Here is an 18,200-nt window from a genome sequence, read left to right on the forward strand (position 1 = left end):
GACCTGCGTCAGGGCTTGGAGACCTTCAGCGCGGCAATGATTTTGCCGACGAGATCGGCCGAGGCGGCATCGCCGATGGGTGTGCTGCCGATGAAGACGGTGACCGGCTTGGTGTCGACGGCGATGATGGTGACCGAATCGCCCTTGACGTTGCGACTGGGGTCGGCGATCGTGACGTCGGCGTCGACCCGCACGGCCTTGGTGCCGTCGACGGTGATCGACGAAGACTTCGTCGGTCCGAGCGTCGGCTGCGCGTTCGCGTATCCGGGGCCCGCGACGATGCATTGCATCAACTTCGTGGCTTGGGCCGAAAGGTCCATGCTGGGAACGAAATTGGTGACGGCGACCTCCGCCGTCATCATCCACTGATTGGCTCCGGGCACGTCCTGGGCAACTCCCAGTCCGCCGATCAGGTTCGGGCCCTGGTCGTCGGAGAACACCGTCCACCCGCCCGGCGCGGCGCTGGCCGGGAACGAAAGTTTGCCCGCGGCAAGGGAGTCGGTCCGTGGCATCTCGCCGCCGGACACGTTCGGGGTGCAATCGGTCGCGTTCTGCGCAGAGTTCTTCGGCTGCGAGACCGAGGTGCTCGTTGTCGAGGGCGCCGTGGCCGGCTTGTTGTCATGGCCGCCTCGCATCACCAACAGCGTCACCACCAGCGCGATGACCGCGAGCACGACCAGACCGGCGACGATCAGCCACGGCAGCTTCGAGCCGCGACCACCCGGCGGCGGCCCCGGGGGGTAGGGCCCGCCCGGGCCGCCCGGCGGGAACTGCTGTCCGGGTTGGGGATATTGCTGGTAGGGGGCGCCACCGGGCGGGGGGTAGGGGTACGCGCCACCCGGCGGGTACGCGTATGGACCGCCCGGCGGGTAAGGACCGGGACCGCCCGGCGGGTAGGGTCCCGGACCGCCTTGCGGGTAGGGGCCGGTACCGCCCTGCGGCTGGCCGCCCCAATTCGGGTCCTGCCCATACGGATTGGTTCCGTAGGGTCCCTGGCCGTAGGGACCGCCGGGAGGAGCCGTCATGGAAAACCACCCTTACTCTCGTCGACCACAGCCGTCACCGGATGACGGCCGGTTCAGTCTTCGGGCTTGACCTTGGCCATCGCCAGCACGTCGAGCCGCCGGTCGAGTTCGTCGATCGACAACTTGTCGCCGATCAGGCCGCGATCGATCACGGTCTGCCGAATCGTCTTGCGCTCCTTGAGCGCTTGTTTGGCCACCGCGGCGGCCTCCTCGTAGCCGATCGCCGAGTTCAGCGGCGTCACGATGGACGGCGACGACTCGGCCAGCTCGCGGAGGTGTTCGACGTTGGCGGCCAGCCCGGTGATGCAACGCTCGGCGAACAGCTTCGACACGTTGGTCAGCAGCTTGAAGGACTCGAGGACGTTGCGGGCCATCATCGGGATGTAGACGTTGAGCTCGAACGCGCCGTTGCCACCGCCCCACGCGACGGCGGCATCGTTGCCGATCACTTGCGCGGCGACCTGCGTAACGGCCTCGGGCAGAACGGGATTCACCTTGCCGGGCATGATCGAGCTGCCCGGCTGCAGGTCGGGCAGCTGGATCTCGGCGAGGCCGGTCAGCGGGCCCGACCCCATCCAGCGAACGTCGTTGGCGATCTTGGTCAGCGACACCGCGATGGTGCGCAGCGCGCCGGAAGCCTCGACCAGCCCGTCGCGCGCCGCCTGTGCCTCGAACGAGTTTGCCGCCGTGCGCAATTCGCTCAGGCCGGTGGAGGCGACCAGCGTTTCGACCACCTTCGCGCCGAAACCGTCGGGAGCGTTCAGGCCGGTGCCGACCGCGGTGCCACCGATCGCCAGTTCACCCAGCCGCGGCAACGTGGCGCGTACTCGTTCGATCCCCGCCTCGACCTGCCGGGCGTATCCGCTGAATTCCTGACCGAGCGTCACCGGGACGGCGTCCATCAGGTGGGTACGGCCCGACTTGACCACGGTGTGCCACTCGCGAGCCTTGCCGGCCAGGGCGTCGTGCAGCACCTCGAGCGCCGGGATCAGATGACGCACGGCGGCCTCGGTGGCGGCGATGTGGGTTGCGGTGGGGAAGGTGTCATTCGACGACTGCGACATGTTGACGTCGTCGTTGGGGTGCACCGTGACACCGTTGGCGGCGGCGATGCTGGCGATCACCTCGTTGGTGTTCATGTTGGAGCTGGTGCCCGAACCGGTCTGGAAGACATCGATGGGGAACTGGTCGTCGTGCTGGCCGTCGGCGATCTCGGCCGCCGCGGCGATGATCGCGTCGGCCTTCTCGGGCGCCAGCAGCCCGAGGTCCTTGTTGACCTGCGCGCAAGCGCCCTTCAGCAAGCCCAACGCGCGGATCTGGGTGCGCTCCAGGCCGCGACCCGAGATCGGGAAGTTCTCGACCGCGCGTTGGGTTTGGGCGCGCCACAACGCTTTTGCGGGCACGCGGACCTCGCCCATGGTGTCGTGCTCGATGCGGTACTCGGTGTCGTCAGCGGCCATTGAGTGGCGTCCTCGCTCTCGGTCGGTCAGGGCAGGGGATAGGCGGCGGAGGTGTCGCCGGTGAAGTCGATGGCGGAGTACTCGTTGAGTTTCGAAAGCCGGTGGTAGGCCTCGATCATCCGGACCGTTCCCGACTTGGACCGCATGACGATCGACTGCGTGGTGCAGCCGCCGGGGTAGTACTGCACGCCCTTGAGCAGATCGCCGTTGGTGACCCCGGTGGCGCAGAAGAACACGTTGTCGCCGGACACCAGGTCCTCGGTGGTCAGCACCTGATCCAGGTCGTAGCCCGCGTCGATGGCCTTCTGGCGTTCGTCGTCGTCCGTGGGAGCCAGCTGCGCCTGGATGGCGCCGCCCATGCAGCGGATCGCGGCGGCGGCGATGATGCCTTCCGGCGTGCCGCCGATCCCGGCCAGCATGTCGGTGCCCGAGTGCGGCCGGCAGGCCGAGATCGCACCCGCGACGTCGCCGTCGGTGATCAGCCGGATCCGCGCCCCGGTGGTCCGCACGTCCTCGATCAGCTTGGCGTGCCGCGGCCGGTCCAGGATGCACACGGTCATGTCGCGCACCGACAGCGCCTTGACCTTGGCGACGGCCTTGATGTTCTCGGAGATCGGGGCGGTGATGTCGAGCACGTGCGCGGCCTCTGGCCCGACGGCGATCTTGTTCATGTAGAACACCGCCGACGGGTCGAACATCGCGCCCCGGTCGGCCACCGCCAGCACCGAGATGGCGTTGGGCATGCCCTTGCTCATCAGCGTGGTGCCGTCGATCGGGTCCACGGCGAAGTCGCACTCCGCGCCGTCGCCGTTGCCGACCTCCTCGCCGTTGTAGAGCATCGGAGCGTGGTCCTTCTCGCCCTCGCCGATGACGACGACGCCGCGCATCGACACGGTGTTGACCAGCTCGCGCATCGCGTCGACGGCCGCCCCGTCGCCGCCCTCTTTGTCGCCGCGTCCGACCCAGCGACCGGCGGCCATGGCGCCGGCCTCGGTGACTCGCACCAGTTCCAAAGCCAGGTTGCGGTCCGGAGCCTCACCACGCGGTCGGCCCTGCGCTGAGGCCTGGCCGGCGGCGGCGGTCGAGCGGTCGCCCTCAACTGTCATGGTTGTCGATTGTCCCAGAAGCGGATCGGTCCGCTGGAACTGGGATACTTGGGGGATGACGGAGGAGCCGCCGCTGAATGCCCAGCTCGATGGGAACGTGGCCGGCGCGCCGTCTCCGCAGGCCGGACCCGCTCCCAGGCCGGCGAAGCCCCGGCTGTTGCAGGACGGCCGGGACATGTTCTGGTCCCTGATTCCGCTGGTCATCGGGTGCGTTGTGCTGGCCGGCATGCTGGGCATGTGCTCCTTTCAGCTGGGCAGCCACCAAGGCCCCGCCCCGTCGTATGACGCCGGCGCGGCCCTGCGTGCCGACGCGTCCGCGCTCGGCTTTCCGGTCCGGCAACCGCGGCTTCCCGCGGGCTGGCAGGCCAACTCCGGCCACCGCGGCGGCATCCAGGGCGGACGGACCGACCCGGCGAGCGGTCAACGGGTGAACGCGCCCATCTCGGTCGTCGGCTACATCAGTCCGACCGGGATGTATCTGAGCCTGACCCAGAGCAACGCCGACGAGGACAAGCTCGTCAATTCGATCCACCCGTCGGCCTACCCGACCGGAGCGGTCGATGTCAGCGGAACCAGCTGGGTGGTCTATCAAGGTTCCGGCCAAGACGGCGCGGACGCCGAGCCGGTATGGACGACCCGACTCAACGCTCCCGGCGGCGCCACCCAAATTGCGATAACCGGCGCCGGAAACACCGATCAGTTCCGTACGCTGGCGTCGGCGACGCAATCGCAACCGCCTTTGCCGAGCCGCTAGCTCACCCGCGCGAGCAAAGGGATCCTGTCAACGTGACTGCACCAGAGGCTGATCTGTCCGGATGGTCGGCGGCACCGTTCAGCGGTGAGGGATACACCCATGACGTCTACCGCAAGGGCAGTGGCCCGGGTGTGGTGCTGATCCCCGAGATTCCCGGAATCCACCCCGGTGTGCTAGCCCTGGGTAATCACCTGGTAGACAACGGCTTCACCGTCGCCATGCCGTCTCTGTTCGGCGAGCCGGGCAAGGCCAAGACGGCCGGCTACATCGCCAGTACGATCGGGCGGGCATGTGTGGCAAGGGAATTCGCGGCGTTCGCGTTGAACAAGCAGCGGCCGGTGTCGCTGTTCCTGCGTGCGCTGGCCCGTGATCTCAACGCGTCGACGCCCGGCAAGGGCGTCGGCGTGATCGGCCAGTGCTTCACCGGCGGGTTCGCGCTGGCGGCCGCGGTCGACGACAGCGTGCTGGCGCCGGTGCTTTCGCAGCCGTCGGTCCCGTTTCCGCTGGGCGCCGCGCGCCGTCGCGATCCCGGCCTGAGCGAATCAGAACTGGCCGCCGTGGCCGATCGGTGCGCCAACGACGGCCTGTGCGCGATGGGGCTGCGGTTCAGCGAGGACAAGGCGGTACCGCGCGAGCGGTTCGTGACGCTCAAGGAGCGCCTCGGCGACGCCTTCGAGGTGATCGACATCGATTCGAGCCCCGGCAATCAGCACGGCTTCGGCAAGATGGCGCATTCGGTGCTCACCGACGAGGTCCGCGAAGTCGACGGCCACCCCGCCTACGAAGCCCGCAAGCGCGTGGTCGAGTTCCTCACGCAACGCCTTTTCTAGGTCCCTCAGGAGATTTCGCGCGCGCATGGCAATCGACGACCTCGTGGTCGAAACCAGCTACGGCCCGGTCCGGGGCGGGCAAGAGGAGGGCGTCAAGGCGTGGAAAGGCCTGCGGTATGCGGCCGCGCCCGTCGGTGAGCTGCGGTTCCGCGCGCCCGAACCGCCCGCGCGGTGCGCCGAGGTCGCCGATGCCACCGCCTTCGGGCCGGCCTGCCCGCAACCGGTATTTCCCAACCTGCCAATAGATTTGGGTGCGCCGCAGGGTGAAGATTGCCTGCGGCTCAACGTCTGGGCGTCCTCTGGTACCAAGCCGGGTGACGCCAAGCCGGTGATGGTGTGGGTGCACGGCGGCGCCTACGTCCTGGGGTCGAGCAGCCAGACGCTCTACGACGGCCGCAGACTGGTCAGCCGCGGCGACGTGGTGGTGGTGACCGTCAACTATCGGCTCGGGGCGCTTGGCTTTCTCGACCTGTCATCGTTGGACATCGCGGGCCCGCGTTTCGACTCGAACGTCGGGCTGCGCGACGTGCTGGCGGCGCTGGAGTGGGTGCGCGACAACATCGCTGCCTTCGGCGGCGATCCGCGGCGGGTGACGCTGTTCGGCGAGTCGGCGGGTGCCGCCATCGTCACCACGCTGCTGGCCAGCCCCGCGGCCGAAGGTCTGTTCGCTCGGGCGATCGCGCAAAGCTCGCCGGCCACTTCGGTGTACGACCGCGAGCGTGCGGGGCGGGTGGCGAGGGCATTCCTCGACCGGCTCGGAATCACCCCGTCGGAATCCCAACGGCTGGTGGAGATCCCGACGGCGGCGATCCTGGCCGCGTCGCAACGGGTGTTCGACGACGTGCCGGTGCGCAACCCGGGGACGCTGGCGTTCGTCCCGATCGTCGACGGCGACGTTCTGACCGACTACCCGGTCAAGCGGGCGCAAGAGGGCCGCTCACATCCGGTCCCGCTGATCATCGGCACCAACAAGCACGAGGCGATGCTCTTCCGGTTGCTGAGATCGCCGCTGATGCCGATCACTCCGAGAGCGATCACGTCGTTGTTCAACCAGATCGCCGCCGAACAACCCGATCTGCAGTTGCCCACCGAAGAGGAGATCGTCGCGACGTATTCGGGATTGCGGCGCCGGGCAAGGAGTCTGAGCATCGCGACGGACGTCGGCTTCCGGATGCCGTCGGTGTGGCTCGCCGAGGGGCACGCCCGCGTGGCACCGGTGTATCTGTACCGGTTCGATTACGCCACCCCATTGCTGAAGCTCACGATCGGGGCCGCGCATGCCACCGAATTGCCTTACGTCTGGGGCAATCTCGGTGCGCCCAAGGATCCGACGCTGATGCTGGGCGGCACCAAGTCCGCCAAGGCGGTGTCCAAGAGGGTGCGGACCCGATGGATCAATTTCGCCGCGAACGCCACGCCCGCGGGACCCACCGGTGAGCCGCAATGGACGCCGTATACGGACGAGCGCTCCTGCCTGATCATCGATCGCCGTGACGCCCTGGCGCACGACGTCGATGCCAACATCCGTGCCGCGTGGGGCAGCGAGATGGTCAGCTTTCGCTAGGCGGATGCCTTGTCCGCCAGGGCCTGTCGCTTCATTTCGCCGAACATCTCGACGTAGTACGACAGGCATTCCGACAGGGCCTGCTCGGTATTGAACAGGGGTTGATACCCGAGATCGCGGGAGGCTTTCGCGATCGAGAAGAAATTGTCCAGATACAGCCGCTCGACGGCGAGCGGCTCGAGCAGCGGCGCCGGTATCCCGAACCGAAAATGCAGCCGCTGCCAACCCGTCATCGCCGCACGCACCATGGGGCCGTTCACCCGGACCCGCGGCCACTTCTCCCCGCAGGCCTCGACCACCGGCCTGGCGAACTCGAACATGTTGATCGGCTCGGCATCGTTGATGAAGTAGGCCTGGCCGGGCGCGGTGCCGCCGGGCGTCAGGTGTTGCGCCGCCAGGATGAATCCGTGAATCAGGTTGTGCACGTAGGAGTTATCCAACCGGGCCGACTTGCGCCCGATCAGCACCTTGACGTGGCCGGCGATCACGCTTTCGAACAGCTTGCGGAACATCGTTTGATCGCCGCGGCCCCAGATGCCACTGGGGCGAATCGCACACGTCAACAGGCCGTCAACGCCGTTCTGGCCCAGTACGAATCGTTCGGCGATCACCTTTGTCTCGGTGTAGAGGTCGTTGAACCGGTTGGTGTAGGGCAGCGTCTCGTCGCCGCCGGCGATGTTCTGGCCGCCCATGACGACGCTGTTCGACGAGGTGTAGACGAAGCGCTGCACCCCGGCGGCCTGCCCGGCCCGGACCAGGTTCTCGGTTCCCCCGACGTTGACCCCGAAGCTGCGCTGCCGGTACTCGTCGGTCACCGAGGCGCCGCCCATCAGGTCGATGATCGCCGCGGTGTGGAAGACGGTGTCTACGCCGTCGACCGCTTGGGCGCACACGGCCGTGTCGGTGATGTCGCCCTGCAGTACCTCAAGTTGCGGATGTGGAGGCAGCGGCGAGGGCGCACGGTCGAAGGAGCGGACCTGATGTCCACGGTCGAGCAAGGTGGACACCAGGTTGGCGCCGACGAATCCGGAGCCCCCGGTGACCAGGACGCGGCCGAGTTCGGCCGTCAGTGATGCATCACCCATGGCCGAAAGCATAACTGAAACGTGTTCCAGTTTGGGAAGAAATTCTCAATTCGACCCTCCGCGACCCCGAATTCAGGTGTCGTCGGTGTCGCCGGCCGCCAGCGTGTCTTCGATTCTCTTGCGGGCGCCAGCTAAGTGCTCTTCGCAGCGTTTAGCCAGCTGTTCGCCTCTTTCCCACAATTTCAGCGACTCGTCCAAGTCTAGGCCACCCTGCTCGAGCGCCCGCACGACTTCGATCAGTTCGTCCCGGCACGCCTCATAAGCCAGGTGACTAATAGGTGTAATCGATTCGCCCTCCGCTGGGGCGCTGGAGTCGTCCGCGCCGTCGCTTTTACGCGCCATCGCCGCGTCCCTCGCTCACCGCGGCCACGGCGCCGTCGGCCACCCGCACCCGCAGCCGTGTGCCGGCCGGTGCGTCGTCGACCGAACGGAGCACGCGGTTCGTCGCCCCGATGGCTTGCACGGTGGTTTGCACGATGGCGTAACCGCGGGCCAGCGTGGCCGCCGGCCCCAACGTCGCCAGCCTGGCGCTCAGGTGGCCGACGCGTTCGGTCTCGGTGGCGGCCAGCCGGGTGATGTCACGCCGGATCGCCGATCGGGCGCGGTGAACCTCGTCGGCGCGCGCCGTCAACGCCGCCAGCGGCTCGGCCAGCACCGGGCGGCTGCGAATCTGGGCCAGCGCCCGTTGCTCGCGGGACACCCAGTTGCGTAACGCGTGTGCGCTGCGCCGGCGCAGGTCGTCGATCAGCCGCTGCTCGGCGGCGGTATCGGGCACCACCCGCTTCGCCGCGTCGGTGGGGGTCGCGGCGCGCAAATCGGCGACCAGATCGCACAGCGGGTTGTCGGGTTCGTGGCCGACCGCACTGATCACCGGGGTGCGGCACGCCGCGATGGCGCGGCACAGCGTCTCGTCGGAGAACGGCAGCAGGTCCTCCACGCTGCCCCCGCCGCGGGCGATCACGATCACGTCGACCTGGGCGTCGCGATCGAGTTCGCCCAGCGATTCGACGATCTGGGCGACGGCATTGGGTCCCTGCACGGCGGTGTTGCGCACCGCGAAGCGCACCCCGGGCCAGCGTGCGGCCGCCACGGTGGTCACGTCGCGTTCGGCGGCGCTGGCCCGGCCGGTGATCAATCCGATCTTGTTGGGCAAGAAGGGGATCGGTCGCTTGAGTCGAGGATCGAAGAGCCCCTCGGCATCCAGCAGCCGGCGCAGCCGATCGATGCGGGCCAGCAGCTCGCCCACACCGACAGCGCGAATCTCGGTGAGCCGCAACGAGAATGTGCCCCGGCCCGTGTAGAACGACGGCTTGCCGCGCACCACCACCTGCGTGCCTTCGGCCAGCTTCACCGGCGCGGCAAGCACCAGGTCGCGCGGGCACGTCACGGTCAGCGACATGTCGGCGGCCGGGTCACGCAGCACCATGAACACGGTTTTGGAGTCCTGCCGCATCGAGATCTGGGCAAGCTGGCCCTCGACCCAGACGGTGCCGAGCTTGTCGATCCAGCCCGCGACCCGAATGGCCACCGCGCGCACCGGAAAAGGGTTCTCGGCGGAGTTCGGTTCGGAGGTAACGGCCGGGGTCACTTCGCGTTCGCGCGGGTGATCCTGTTGGCGAGCAGCGTCTGGAACGGTGCGCGGCCCTTGGTGGCCTGCTCGTAGGCCAGCAGGGCTTCGAGGTCATCCACACTCAGCGATTGCAGACGGGCGCGCAGCTGCGCCAGCGTCAACGACGAGTAGTCCAGCTCGGTGACCACCTCCGGTTGCGGAACCGAGGCATTGGCGGCCGGCTTCTTGGATTGGCGGGCGGACGTGGTCAGCGCGCCGGCATCTTCGTGCGCGTCGGCCACCGAGTACAGCGCGAACCGGCCCTCGGCCCGGCGCTCGCCCTCGCCGCCGTCTTGCGCGGGGAGGTAGGCGCTGTCGATCGCGTCGTTGATGTCCTCGTCGAAGGTCGCCCATTCCGGCTTCTCGTCCTTGGGCGGAAAGATCGATTCGAGGGTGCTGTCGCCCTTGATTGCCAGCTCGGCGAGGTTCTGTTGAAAGCGCATCACGATGTGCGCCGCTTGGCTGGCCAGTGTCATCGGGTACATCAGGATGGTTTTCGGCAGCCTGATGGTCTCCTCGACAGCGACTGTTGCCGCGCCGACCAGCAGCCGAACTCCATACGGTGCGGTGCCCATGGGTCCAAGATTGCCCTAAGCGGCGGCTAACTCCAAGCCCACCGGCGCGAGCTGGCAACCCTGTGTCGGCAGTCAGTACCCTGGACGGCATGCCGCCGACTATCGACATGGGGATTCCCGGCCGTGTGGGAGGACCAGCGCGATCGGCAGCCGGCGACCCAGTCCGTAAGCGAGTGCTCCTGGCCGAACCGCGCGGCTATTGCGCCGGCGTGGACAGGGCCGTGGAGACCGTGGAGCGCGCATTGGAAAAGCACGGCCCACCGGTCTACGTGCGTCACGAGATCGTGCACAACCGCCACGTCGTCACCACGCTGGAGAAGGCCGGTGCCGTGTTCGTCGAGGAGACCGACGAGGTCCCCGAGGGCGCGATCGTGGTGTTCTCCGCGCATGGTGTCGCCCCCACGGTGCACGCCGCGGCCGCCGACCGGAACCTGCACACCATCGACGCGACCTGCCCGCTGGTGACCAAGGTGCACAACGAGGCCAGGCGATTCGCGCGCAACGACTACGACATTTTGCTCATCGGCCACGAGGGCCACGAGGAGGTCGTCGGTACCGCCGGTGAGGCGCCCGACCACGTGCAGTTGGTCGACGGGGTCGCCGCCGTGGACAACGTGACGGTGCGCGACGAGAACAAGGTGGTGTGGCTGTCGCAGACGACCCTGTCGGTCGACGAGACCATGGAGATCGTCGAGCGGCTGCGGCAACGGTTCCCGAAGCTGCAGGACCCGCCCAGCGACGACATTTGCTACGCAACCCAGAACCGGCAGGTCGCGGTCAAGGCGATGGCGCCCGAGTGTGAGCTAGTGATCGTCGTCGGGTCGCGCAATTCATCGAATTCGGTGCGGCTGGTCGAAGTGGCGCTCGGTGGCGGGGCTGCCGCCGCGCACCTGGTCGACTGGGCCGACGACATCGACCCGGCGTGGCTGGAAGGCGTCACCACCGTGGGCGTCACCTCGGGGGCATCGGTCCCCGAGGTCCTGGTGGAGGGCGTGCTGGCACGGCTCGCCGAGTGCGGCTTCGACATGGTGCAGCCGGTCACGACCGCGCAGGAGACCCTGGTGTTCGCTCTACCGCGCGAGATCCGGTCCGTTCGCTAGGGGCCGCGCGGCGCCTCGGGCGATCGTGACGACCCGCTACGCCCGGCTACGCCGCGCTTGCGATCGTCGCTAGACGTCGTACTCCCACGACTCCGCCGGTGGCCGTCCGGGCGTCCGCGAGCGGCTGCGGCGCTCGGTGTGTGGCTCGCGCGGCGGGTCTTGCGAGCCCGAGCCCCGGTAGCGGACCTGCGAAATGGGGTGATGGGTCGTGTTGGAGCCGTTTGACGGGGGCCGCCGGCGCCTCGGTTCGTAGGACGGCTGGTACGGCTCGCGGCTCTCGTAGCGGCTCCCGTAATTGGTGCCGCTCGGCGGGTCATATCGGTCGCCGTAGGACTCGAGACCGTCGAAACGGCTGCTCCGCGGGGTGGGCCGCTCGTAGGGATTGCGGCGCGTGCGCGGTTCGCGACGGGGTTCCCGGGGCGCTTGGCCGCGCGAATCGGGGTCGGCGTCCGGCCGGGGCCGGCGGCGCGGGCGCCGGGGCGGCTCGGTGGCGTCATAATCGCGGGCCGAGGCGGCGCCGCGCCGGGTGCTGCGTCGTTCGCGATCGGGCCGCTCGGCCGGTTCGGATCCCTCGCCCAAAGACTCGCGGGAATGCCGGGAGCGGGTGCGAGCCGAACGCGTGGTGCGTGTCGTGCCGCGGGTCCTCGACGAAGAGCCCGACCTGCGGCCGCGGCGGGAACCGGCGGTGTCTTCGGCGTTCTCCGCGTCGTCATCGGGCTGCAGCGCCGACTGCGCTTTGGCGACGATGCCGTTGAAGAAGGACTTGACGTCGACACTGGCGCCGCCCGAAGCGTCCTCGGAGGCATTCGTCGTGGTGGTTTTCTTGTAGCCGTTTCCGAAATACCAGCGGGCCAGCCCGATCGCCAGCACGGCACCGGCGGTGCCCAGCATCAGCGGGAAGCGCTCGATCAGCGGGTAGCCGCAGTTGATCAGCAGGTCTTTGAGGCGGCCGACCTTGGCGTCGTGGAACAGCCAATAGGCGCCCGGGACCGCGGCGAACAGGATCAGGGGCGGCTGGATGATCGTCGTGAAGATGCCGTCCTGGCGCACCGCCAGCACCGCCGCCACGCAGCCGGCTATATAGAAGCCGGCGAAGACGTGGGTCAGCTCTTTGTGACCAGCGTCGATGCCGTAGCCGATGGCGGTCGCGGTGACGGCGATAAGCAGCGCTGCGTACCAGGGCACGCCTGGGATGTTTGGGTGGATCGACCGGTGAGCACCCTCCACCGTCGAACTTGCCCGCTGTGCTGACACATGTAGACCGTACCGGGAATGGGCCGAAAGGCCCGTAAATACCTCGTAGGGATCCTGGCGTGCCATGCCGGGGTGCGCCTCGGCGGTGACCAACGGTCCCCGGCGCCGACCGGCGCCGAGACACCTAGACTTGGTTCCCCGTGAGCCTGAGCCTGGGAATTGTGGGTTTGCCCAACGTCGGCAAGTCGACCTTGTTCAACGCGCTGACCCGGAACAACGTGGTGGCGGCCAACTATCCGTTCGCGACGATCGAGCCCAACGAGGGCGTCGTCCCGCTGCCCGACCCTCGGCTGGACAAGCTGGCCGAGATGTTCGATTCCGAGAAGGTCGTGCCGGCGCCGGTGACGTTCGTCGACATCGCCGGAATCGTCAAGGGCGCCTCCGAAGGGGCCGGGCTGGGCAACAAGTTCCTGGCCAACATCCGCGAGTGCGACGCGATCTGCCAGGTGGTGCGGGTGTTCGCCGACGACGACGTCGTGCATGTCGACGGCAAGGTCGATCCGGGCTCCGACATCGAGGTGATCGAGACCGAGCTGATCCTCGCCGACCTGCAAACCCTCGAAAAGGCGGTCCCGCGGCTGGAGAAGGAGGCCCGCAACAACAAGGACCGCAAGCCCGTGCACGAGGCGGCCGTCGCCGCGGAGGCCGTGCTCAACACCGGCAAGACGCTCTTCGGTGCCGGTGCCGACACGTCGCTGCTGCGCGAACTGAATCTGATGACGACCAAGCCGTTTCTGTACGTGTTCAACGCCGACGAAGCCGTGCTGACCGACGATGCCCGCAAGGCCGAGCTGTCGGCCATGGTCGCACCGGCCGATGCCGTGTTCCTCGACGCGAAGATCGAGGCCGAACTGCAAGAGCTGGACGACGAGTCGGCCGCCGAGCTGCTGGAGTCCATCGGCCAAATCGAACGTGGGCTAGATGCGTTGGCGCGGGCCGGATTCCACACCCTCAAACTGCAGACCTATCTGACGGCGGGCCCAAAAGAGGCGCGCGCGTGGGTGATTCATCAGGGTGACACCGCGCCGAAGGCCGCCGGGGTGATCCACACCGACTTCGAAAAGGGCTTCATCAAGGCCGAGATCGTCTCCTATGACGACCTGATTGCCGCCGGCTCGATGGCGGCGGCCAAGGCCGCCGGCAAGGTCCGCATGGAGGGCAAGGACTACGTCATGGCCGACGGCGACGTGGTGGAGTTCCGCTTCAACGTCTAGTCAGCCGCATTGTGTGCACCGGCTAAAAGTGCGGCAGGCGCTGACACTGCTAGGTACGCTGGCCTGCACTCGACGAGACCTCAGGGGGTCCGATGACGCCAGAAGATGTTGTACGCGCTGAGTTGAGTGCGTGGCATGCCCTCGACGTCGAGGAGATCGTCGGCCACTTTCATCGGGACGGTGTCTGGGACAACGTCGCATTGGGCGCTCACCGCGGACACGCCGAAATCAGGGCGGCCGTCGAGGGCTACGTCCGACGAATGGAATCAGCTGACTTGCGGGTTGTGAACATTGCCGTCAACGGCAACGTTGTGTTGACCGAGCGTATTGACGAGATGGTCTACGACGGCAACAAAATTTCAGCGCGTTGTATGGGCGCCTTCGAGGTAGAGGGCGACAAGATCACCGCCTGGCGCGACTACTTCGACGTTCCGTGATCCCGATGCAGATCGTCAGGGGATCATAGAATTTCAGTTCACTGTTCAGTGCGTGGCCGTTATCGAGGATCACGCTAGAATTCTGTACATGACGACGCTTCCATTGGCCGAGGTTCGAGCGAACCTATCGAAGCTTGTCGATGAAGCGGTACGTACCCATCAGCGGATCGAGGTCACTCGGCAAGGCCGGCGGGCTGCGGTGATTCTGAGCGCGGACGACTACGACTCGATCATGGAAACGCTCGACATCCTCAGCGATCAAGAGTTGATGCGCGATGTGCGAGCGGCTGAGGAAGACGACGAGATCTTCTCACTGGACGAGGTAACCGAGGAGATGCGCGCCGCCGGGCGGCTGCCTCGGTGACTTACCGGATCGAGCTGACCAAGGCTGCGATGCGGGCGCTGACGGAATACCTGCCCGAGCCCGTCGCTGTCGCATGTTGGGAGTTCATTCGCGGCCCGCTGGCGGAAAACCCCTACCGCGTTGGCAAGCCCCTTGGCGATCAACTCGAGGGCAGGTATTCCGCCCGGCGTGGCGAATTCCGGGTCATATACCAAATTTTCGATGACCGAGTAATCGTCAGAGTCATCCATATCGGGCACCGCCGTGACGTTTATCGATGACGCGACGTGGTCGAGTTCCGGTTCACGTGTAGCGGCAACGCCATTCGCGTTATTGCGAATCCTGCGCGGTGAACACGTCGATCGGTCTTCCGAGCGTCAGCATCACCAGGGGGATCTGGCGGCTCGTCAACTTCTGACAAGTAATGTACGGCGGGTACAGGTGCGCCATGTAGGCCCAGACCTGATGACGCTCTTCGCCTTCGGGCTCGCGCCAGGTGGCCTCGAACGCCTGGGTCGCGATCTGCACACCGATTGCCTTGGACGCCAAGATATTCAAATACCAATCCGGATGCGTATCGGCGCCGCCTTTTGATGCGACGATCACGATCTCGCCACCGAAGTTGCCGTAGATTAACGGCGTGACGTAAGCCTTCCCCGACTTTCGGCCCACGCACCTGATCAAGCAGTGCGTCGTCATCTCACGTCCTCCGACCGCAGTGAGGTCGAAGATGTGGCCCTGCGCGCCCCGGGAAGTCAGGTAGATCTCTAGGTGCTCACTGATCCAGTTAGCGCGCGTCGCTTGCATCGCTGCGGCATCGGGATCGGCCATGGATGACTCCTGAATCTAGGCGGGTGAAGCTGATCGGACCTCAACCTGCGGTGGATAACCCGATGGGGTCCGTGTCAACCCTCTGGCACCGACGCAGTCGGTGCTGCTGCGAAGCGATAACTGGCGGAAGCCGATGCGAGGGGGTCGAATTCCGCTTTCAAACAGCGTCTTGTGGCAAAGCCGCTTCACGCTGATTCTGATCTCGCTTCCCAGGCGGGGGCGGCCCCTCTCGATCGACGACGAAAGTCAGCCTCGATCGAATTCCACACTCGTTCACGAAGTTTCACGCGACGGCGTGGGCGATCAGCAGGTGCGGCGCGTTGTCGTCTTCACTGATCTGACGGTGTTCCACTATGAGACCGGTGCTGCGAAGCGTGTCGATCACGTCCGCCACCGGACGGAGCTGAAAGCCGTGTCCGGTAAATGGCAGTTTTGCCATCACATCGGGGTCGGCAAGTCCGATGACGAGTCGACCCCGGCTGTTTATCACCCTGGCAAGCTCTGTGAACGCTTGGTCGAGCTCCGCGACGAAGTAGATGGTGTTGACGGTAATGGCGCCGTCTAATGCCCCATCGGAAAACGGTAACTGCGTGATGGACCCGGAATGCAACGACAGCCGCCCGGTTGCGATCTCGCGACGGTAGCGTCCTGCGGCCTGGCGCAGCATCGTCTCCGACACCTCGACGCCATGAACACTGCCCGACGGACCGACACTGTCAAGCAGAAATTTCAGCCCGACTGCGCCACCGAACCCGACATCGGCCACCGTCGACGCTTCACCAGGTTGCAGCGCTCGCGCGGCCGCGCTCACGAAGCGCCGGTTGCCCCGATTGAGCGCCGCACCCACCAGCCGTCCGCGTAGACCACGTGGATGGCCGAGCTGCTTGGCGATACCCGCCATGACGGCGTCGCGGGCGCCCATCTGACGACCGTAGAGCAGACACTGATGCGACACGGCTTTTTGGATGAAGTGACGGGAGCGCAGACGGCACGGCGTCCGGTCGGTGGATGAATGTCGTCTAGCGGTCGTGACGAGGGGCCGTCCGACGTGGTCGACTTTCGGTTCACCATCTTGGGCGACCCTCGGCAGCTGAAAAAGGTACGACCGTGCCAAAATCTGGTTGCGCAATCGATACCGATTCGCCTAACTTAGGCATGGGTCAAGTCACACGTACGGGCCGATGTGGCACACATCCCAGCAACAGGTGTGAGGCGGTCTCGTATTTCGCGGCCGGCCTGGACGAAGGAATAGCTCGTTGTCAGCAGAGAAGGGGGCCGCGCGGCCCACAAACCTTGCGCTCGTAAAAAACGCGGCGGCCGAGAACGACCGCGCTTGGGTGTCGAAGGCGCTGTGTCGTGGAACAGATCCGGACGCACTCTTTGTGCGCGGTGCCAAGCAACGTGAGGCTACGGTCATCTGCCGTCGCTGCCCGGTGATGAGAGAGTGCGGGGCCGAGGCGCTCGACAATAAGGTCGAATTCGGCGTATGGGGCGGCATGACCGAGCGCCAGCGCCGGGCTCTGCTCAAGAAAAATCCTCAGGTCGCCTCGTGGACGGAGTTTTTCGACAAGCGCAACGCCGGCTCGGTCGGATAGCAGCTGGGCGGCCCGCTGGAGGCAGATCGGGAGTTGGCGGCAAGAACTTGTCGGAGCCCGCGTTTAGCATTCGGTGCTCAGATACGCACCGGGTAAGCGCGAGGGAGACCGCATGAAGTTCGTTTCGACCAGAATCATCACCGCCGACGTCAGCCGGCTCGTGAGTTTCTACGAGATGGTCACCGGGGTCTCCGCGATCTGGGGCAACGAGCTGTTCGCCGAAATCCCGACGCCGGTCGGCACGCTGGCGATAGGCAGCGACAAGACCGTTCCGTTGTTTGGGGCCGGGTCGGCCGAGCCCGCGGCCAACCGCAGCGCCATCGTGGAGTTCATCGTCGAGGATGTGGACTCCGAATACGAGCGGCTCCGCGAGCACGTGGCCGAGTTCGTGACGACGCCGACCACGATGCCGTGGGGAAACCGCGCGTTGTTGTTCCGGGACCCCGATCGGAACCTGGTCAACCTGTTCACTCCGGTGACCGAGGAGGCGCGGGCCAAGTTCGGAGTGTGAGCATGGCACTTTCGAATCCGATTACTACTTGCCCGGATGGTCGCCGAGGGAAATTCTTAGGTGATGGCGACTTTCAAGCGGGCGGTGCGGTGGGCGATGACCGTGATGGTGGGCGGCGCAGCGGCGCTGTCCGCTCTCGGTCTTGCCGGCGACATCGTCGCCCAGGCGGCCCCGGCCCCGCCGCCTACCGGTCACTGGTGCCCGGGTGATCCATGGAACCCATCCTGGGGCAACGTCTCGGACTGGGACTGGCATCAGTGCCACGACTGGCAACACCCGTGCGGACCGTCTGCCCCGGCCGGCTGGGGGCCCTGGGGACCTCCACCGCCATGGGCTCCGCCGCAGCCACCTCAACCGGCCTGGGCGCCCGGAGCGCAAATGATGTGGAATCCGACCGGCGCCGGCAACTGGGGAATCTGGAACAACGGGGTATGGACGCCGATCTGACCGGGTCTGCCACCACCGGGTGCGCCCTGGGCGGGTCGAATCGCCAAAGGCTTAGGGTGAACTGTGGCCATTGAGGACCGCGCCGAGCCGCCCGCGGAGCTGGAGCGCCGGGCTCACGAGCTCGATGAGCGCGAAGAGACCCTCGCCCAGCGCGAGGCCGAACTCAAACGACGCGAATTCCAGGCGGGCAGAAGAGACCGGGTCGCCGACCAACGTGAGCGAATAGCGGACGACCGCGAGAGGCTGGCAGACGAACGCGAGCAGCGCGCGGACGAACGTGAGGGCACGTCCGCGGAGCGCGAACGTGAGCGGCTGCGCCGGGTGGACGAACAGGGAAAGCGGCTGCGAGCACGCGCAAAGCGGGAGCAGGCCGACGTCGACCGTGAGACGGCGCTCAGCGAACGAGGGGGCGATCCCGCCTAACCGCTGGGAAGCTCCCTGCCGGAAGCTGCCAAGCCGA

Annotated in this window: 22 protein-coding genes; 12 read left to right on the plus strand and 10 right to left on the minus strand. The window is 66.7% G+C overall.

The annotated features are described in order from the left end of the window. Positions 1 to 8 precede the first annotated feature (8 nt). From AC5Y7E_RS20270 to glpX, 3 genes are read right to left on the minus strand one after another with little or no spacing between them, the layout of a single operon-like run. The gene (locus tag AC5Y7E_RS20270) at positions 9 to 1,025 is read right to left on the minus strand and encodes a hypothetical protein (RefSeq protein ID WP_499950534.1); all 1,017 of its coding nucleotides are present in this window, start codon (positions 1,023 to 1,025) and stop codon (positions 9 to 11) included. Positions 1,026 to 1,078: 53 nt separating this feature from the next. Further along, positions 1,079 to 2,485 (minus strand): class II fumarate hydratase, encoded by a 1,407-nt coding sequence (locus AC5Y7E_RS20275; RefSeq protein ID WP_499950535.1) that lies wholly within the window; start codon positions 2,483 to 2,485, stop codon positions 1,079 to 1,081. A gap of 26 nt (positions 2,486 to 2,511) precedes the next feature. Continuing rightward, the gene (glpX, locus tag AC5Y7E_RS20280) at positions 2,512 to 3,591 is read right to left on the minus strand and encodes a class II fructose-bisphosphatase (RefSeq protein ID WP_499918343.1); all 1,080 of its coding nucleotides are present in this window, start codon (positions 3,589 to 3,591) and stop codon (positions 2,512 to 2,514) included. A 55-nt stretch (positions 3,592 to 3,646) separates the two neighbouring features. Here glpX and AC5Y7E_RS20285 point away from each other — a divergent pair, with 55 nt between their 5' ends. From AC5Y7E_RS20285 to AC5Y7E_RS20295, 3 genes are read left to right on the plus strand one after another with little or no spacing between them, the layout of a single operon-like run. Continuing rightward, on the plus strand, positions 3,647 to 4,345 hold the full coding sequence (locus tag AC5Y7E_RS20285; RefSeq protein WP_499918342.1) for a DUF4245 domain-containing protein: 699 nt from the start codon (positions 3,647 to 3,649) through the stop codon (positions 4,343 to 4,345). Positions 4,346 to 4,377: 32 nt separating this feature from the next. Next, positions 4,378 to 5,175 (plus strand): dienelactone hydrolase family protein, encoded by a 798-nt coding sequence (locus AC5Y7E_RS20290; RefSeq protein ID WP_499918341.1) that lies wholly within the window; start codon positions 4,378 to 4,380, stop codon positions 5,173 to 5,175. Between the two features lie 25 nt (positions 5,176 to 5,200). Then, positions 5,201 to 6,739 carry a carboxylesterase/lipase family protein gene (locus AC5Y7E_RS20295; protein WP_499950536.1) on the plus strand — a complete coding sequence of 513 codons (1,539 nt, stop codon included), beginning with the start codon at positions 5,201 to 5,203 and terminating at the stop codon, positions 6,737 to 6,739. Here the strand turns inward: AC5Y7E_RS20295 and AC5Y7E_RS20300 are convergent. From AC5Y7E_RS20300 to AC5Y7E_RS20315, 4 genes are read right to left on the minus strand one after another with little or no spacing between them, the layout of a single operon-like run. Continuing rightward, a complete protein-coding gene (locus AC5Y7E_RS20300) occupies positions 6,736 to 7,836 on the minus strand; it encodes a 3-beta-hydroxysteroid dehydrogenase (RefSeq protein ID WP_499950537.1) in 1,101 nt (366 codons plus the stop codon). The two genes, AC5Y7E_RS20295 and AC5Y7E_RS20300, sit on opposite strands and share 4 nt — an antisense overlap. 60 nt (positions 7,837 to 7,896) lie before the next feature. Continuing rightward, positions 7,897 to 8,166 (minus strand): exodeoxyribonuclease VII small subunit, encoded by a 270-nt coding sequence (locus tag AC5Y7E_RS20305; RefSeq protein WP_499950538.1) that lies wholly within the window; start codon positions 8,164 to 8,166, stop codon positions 7,897 to 7,899. Continuing rightward, positions 8,156 to 9,412, minus strand: coding sequence for an exodeoxyribonuclease VII large subunit (gene xseA, locus AC5Y7E_RS20310; RefSeq protein WP_499950539.1), 1,257 nt, complete (start codon positions 9,410 to 9,412; stop codon positions 8,156 to 8,158). The genes AC5Y7E_RS20305 and xseA overlap by 11 nt, the downstream gene beginning before the upstream one ends. Then, positions 9,409 to 10,008 (minus strand): lipid droplet-associated protein, encoded by a 600-nt coding sequence (locus AC5Y7E_RS20315; RefSeq protein ID WP_499950540.1) that lies wholly within the window; start codon positions 10,006 to 10,008, stop codon positions 9,409 to 9,411. Before AC5Y7E_RS20315 ends, xseA begins: the two co-directional genes overlap by 4 nt. An 89-nt stretch (positions 10,009 to 10,097) precedes the next feature. Between AC5Y7E_RS20315 and AC5Y7E_RS20320 the strand changes: the two genes are divergently transcribed. Next, a complete protein-coding gene (locus tag AC5Y7E_RS20320) occupies positions 10,098 to 11,108 on the plus strand; it encodes a 4-hydroxy-3-methylbut-2-enyl diphosphate reductase (protein ID WP_499950541.1) in 1,011 nt (336 codons plus the stop codon). Between the two features lie 69 nt (positions 11,109 to 11,177). Here AC5Y7E_RS20320 and AC5Y7E_RS20325 read toward each other — a convergent pair whose 3' ends face one another. Further along, entirely contained in the window at positions 11,178 to 12,362 is a 1,185-nt protein-coding gene (locus tag AC5Y7E_RS20325) for a DUF6542 domain-containing protein (RefSeq protein WP_499918334.1), read from the minus strand. A 140-nt stretch (positions 12,363 to 12,502) separates the two neighbouring features. Between AC5Y7E_RS20325 and ychF the strand changes: the two genes are divergently transcribed. The 4 genes from ychF to AC5Y7E_RS20345 all read left to right on the plus strand — a co-directional run bounded on the left by ychF (position 12,503) and on the right by AC5Y7E_RS20345 (position 14,637). After that, positions 12,503 to 13,576, plus strand: coding sequence for a redox-regulated ATPase YchF (gene ychF, locus AC5Y7E_RS20330; RefSeq protein WP_499918333.1), 1,074 nt, complete (start codon positions 12,503 to 12,505; stop codon positions 13,574 to 13,576). Positions 13,577 to 13,668: 92 nt separating this feature from the next. Then, positions 13,669 to 14,013, plus strand: a complete 345-nt coding sequence (locus tag AC5Y7E_RS20335) for a limonene-1,2-epoxide hydrolase family protein (RefSeq protein ID WP_499918332.1) — start codon at positions 13,669 to 13,671, stop codon at positions 14,011 to 14,013. Between the two features lie 88 nt (positions 14,014 to 14,101). Further along, positions 14,102 to 14,377, plus strand: coding sequence for a type II toxin-antitoxin system Phd/YefM family antitoxin (locus tag AC5Y7E_RS20340; RefSeq protein WP_499918991.1), 276 nt, complete (start codon positions 14,102 to 14,104; stop codon positions 14,375 to 14,377). A 29-nt stretch (positions 14,378 to 14,406) separates the two neighbouring features. Beyond that, the gene (locus tag AC5Y7E_RS20345; protein WP_499950614.1) at positions 14,407 to 14,637 is read left to right on the plus strand and encodes a type II toxin-antitoxin system RelE family toxin; all 231 of its coding nucleotides are present in this window, start codon (positions 14,407 to 14,409) and stop codon (positions 14,635 to 14,637) included. A 49-nt stretch (positions 14,638 to 14,686) separates the two neighbouring features. Here AC5Y7E_RS20345 and AC5Y7E_RS20350 read toward each other — a convergent pair whose 3' ends face one another. Both AC5Y7E_RS20350 and AC5Y7E_RS20355 read right to left on the minus strand, forming a co-directional pair. Beyond that, positions 14,687 to 15,187, minus strand: coding sequence for a nitroreductase/quinone reductase family protein (locus tag AC5Y7E_RS20350; RefSeq protein WP_499918330.1), 501 nt, complete (start codon positions 15,185 to 15,187; stop codon positions 14,687 to 14,689). Between the two features lie 283 nt (positions 15,188 to 15,470). Next, entirely contained in the window at positions 15,471 to 16,109 is a 639-nt protein-coding gene (locus AC5Y7E_RS20355) for a methyltransferase domain-containing protein (protein WP_499918329.1), read from the minus strand. A 334-nt stretch (positions 16,110 to 16,443) separates the two neighbouring features. On the opposite strand from AC5Y7E_RS20355, the gene AC5Y7E_RS20360 reads away from it, so the two are divergent. The 4 genes from AC5Y7E_RS20360 to AC5Y7E_RS20375 all read left to right on the plus strand — a co-directional run bounded on the left by AC5Y7E_RS20360 (position 16,444) and on the right by AC5Y7E_RS20375 (position 18,163). Beyond that, on the plus strand, positions 16,444 to 16,782 hold the full coding sequence (locus AC5Y7E_RS20360) for a WhiB family transcriptional regulator (protein WP_499918328.1): 339 nt from the start codon (positions 16,444 to 16,446) through the stop codon (positions 16,780 to 16,782). A gap of 112 nt (positions 16,783 to 16,894) precedes the next feature. Next, a complete protein-coding gene (locus AC5Y7E_RS20365) occupies positions 16,895 to 17,293 on the plus strand; it encodes a VOC family protein (protein ID WP_499918327.1) in 399 nt (132 codons plus the stop codon). A gap of 63 nt (positions 17,294 to 17,356) precedes the next feature. After that, the gene (locus AC5Y7E_RS20370) at positions 17,357 to 17,740 is read left to right on the plus strand and encodes an Mtp family mycobacterial-type pilin (protein WP_499918326.1); all 384 of its coding nucleotides are present in this window, start codon (positions 17,357 to 17,359) and stop codon (positions 17,738 to 17,740) included. A gap of 63 nt (positions 17,741 to 17,803) precedes the next feature. After that, positions 17,804 to 18,163, plus strand: coding sequence for a hypothetical protein (locus AC5Y7E_RS20375; protein WP_499918325.1), 360 nt, complete (start codon positions 17,804 to 17,806; stop codon positions 18,161 to 18,163). Positions 18,164 to 18,200 lie beyond the last annotated feature (37 nt).

The organism is Mycobacterium sp. NGS17, assembly GCF_059813205.1.

What these genes read in the sequence shown, in the direction of transcription:
- AC5Y7E_RS20270 (WP_499950534.1), bottom strand. Translation starts at nt 1,025, where the DNA reads ATGACGGCTCCTCCCGGCGGTCCCTACGGCCAGGGACCCTACGGAACC.
- AC5Y7E_RS20275 (WP_499950535.1), bottom strand. Translation starts at nt 2,485, where the DNA reads ATGGCCGCTGACGACACCGAGTACCGCATCGAGCACGACACCATGGGC.
- glpX (WP_499918343.1), bottom strand. Translation starts at nt 3,591, where the DNA reads ATGACAGTTGAGGGCGACCGCTCGACCGCCGCCGCCGGCCAGGCCTCA.
- AC5Y7E_RS20285 (WP_499918342.1), top strand. Translation starts at nt 3,647, where the DNA reads ATGACGGAGGAGCCGCCGCTGAATGCCCAGCTCGATGGGAACGTGGCC.
- AC5Y7E_RS20295 (WP_499950536.1), top strand. Translation starts at nt 5,201, where the DNA reads ATGGCAATCGACGACCTCGTGGTCGAAACCAGCTACGGCCCGGTCCGG.
- AC5Y7E_RS20300 (WP_499950537.1), bottom strand. Translation starts at nt 7,836, where the DNA reads ATGCTTTCGGCCATGGGTGATGCATCACTGACGGCCGAACTCGGCCGC.
- AC5Y7E_RS20305 (WP_499950538.1), bottom strand. Translation starts at nt 8,166, where the DNA reads ATGGCGCGTAAAAGCGACGGCGCGGACGACTCCAGCGCCCCAGCGGAG.
- AC5Y7E_RS20315 (WP_499950540.1), bottom strand. Translation starts at nt 10,008, where the DNA reads ATGGGCACCGCACCGTATGGAGTTCGGCTGCTGGTCGGCGCGGCAACA.
- AC5Y7E_RS20320 (WP_499950541.1), top strand. Translation starts at nt 10,098, where the DNA reads ATGCCGCCGACTATCGACATGGGGATTCCCGGCCGTGTGGGAGGACCA.
- AC5Y7E_RS20335 (WP_499918332.1), top strand. Translation starts at nt 13,669, where the DNA reads ATGACGCCAGAAGATGTTGTACGCGCTGAGTTGAGTGCGTGGCATGCC.
- AC5Y7E_RS20340 (WP_499918991.1), top strand. Translation starts at nt 14,102, where the DNA reads ATGACGACGCTTCCATTGGCCGAGGTTCGAGCGAACCTATCGAAGCTT.
- AC5Y7E_RS20345 (WP_499950614.1), top strand. Translation starts at nt 14,407, where the DNA reads ATGCGGGCGCTGACGGAATACCTGCCCGAGCCCGTCGCTGTCGCATGT.
- AC5Y7E_RS20350 (WP_499918330.1), bottom strand. Translation starts at nt 15,187, where the DNA reads ATGGCCGATCCCGATGCCGCAGCGATGCAAGCGACGCGCGCTAACTGG.
- AC5Y7E_RS20355 (WP_499918329.1), bottom strand. Translation starts at nt 16,109, where the DNA reads ATGGGCGCCCGCGACGCCGTCATGGCGGGTATCGCCAAGCAGCTCGGC.
- AC5Y7E_RS20365 (WP_499918327.1), top strand. Translation starts at nt 16,895, where the DNA reads ATGAAGTTCGTTTCGACCAGAATCATCACCGCCGACGTCAGCCGGCTC.
- AC5Y7E_RS20370 (WP_499918326.1), top strand. Translation starts at nt 17,357, where the DNA reads ATGGCGACTTTCAAGCGGGCGGTGCGGTGGGCGATGACCGTGATGGTG.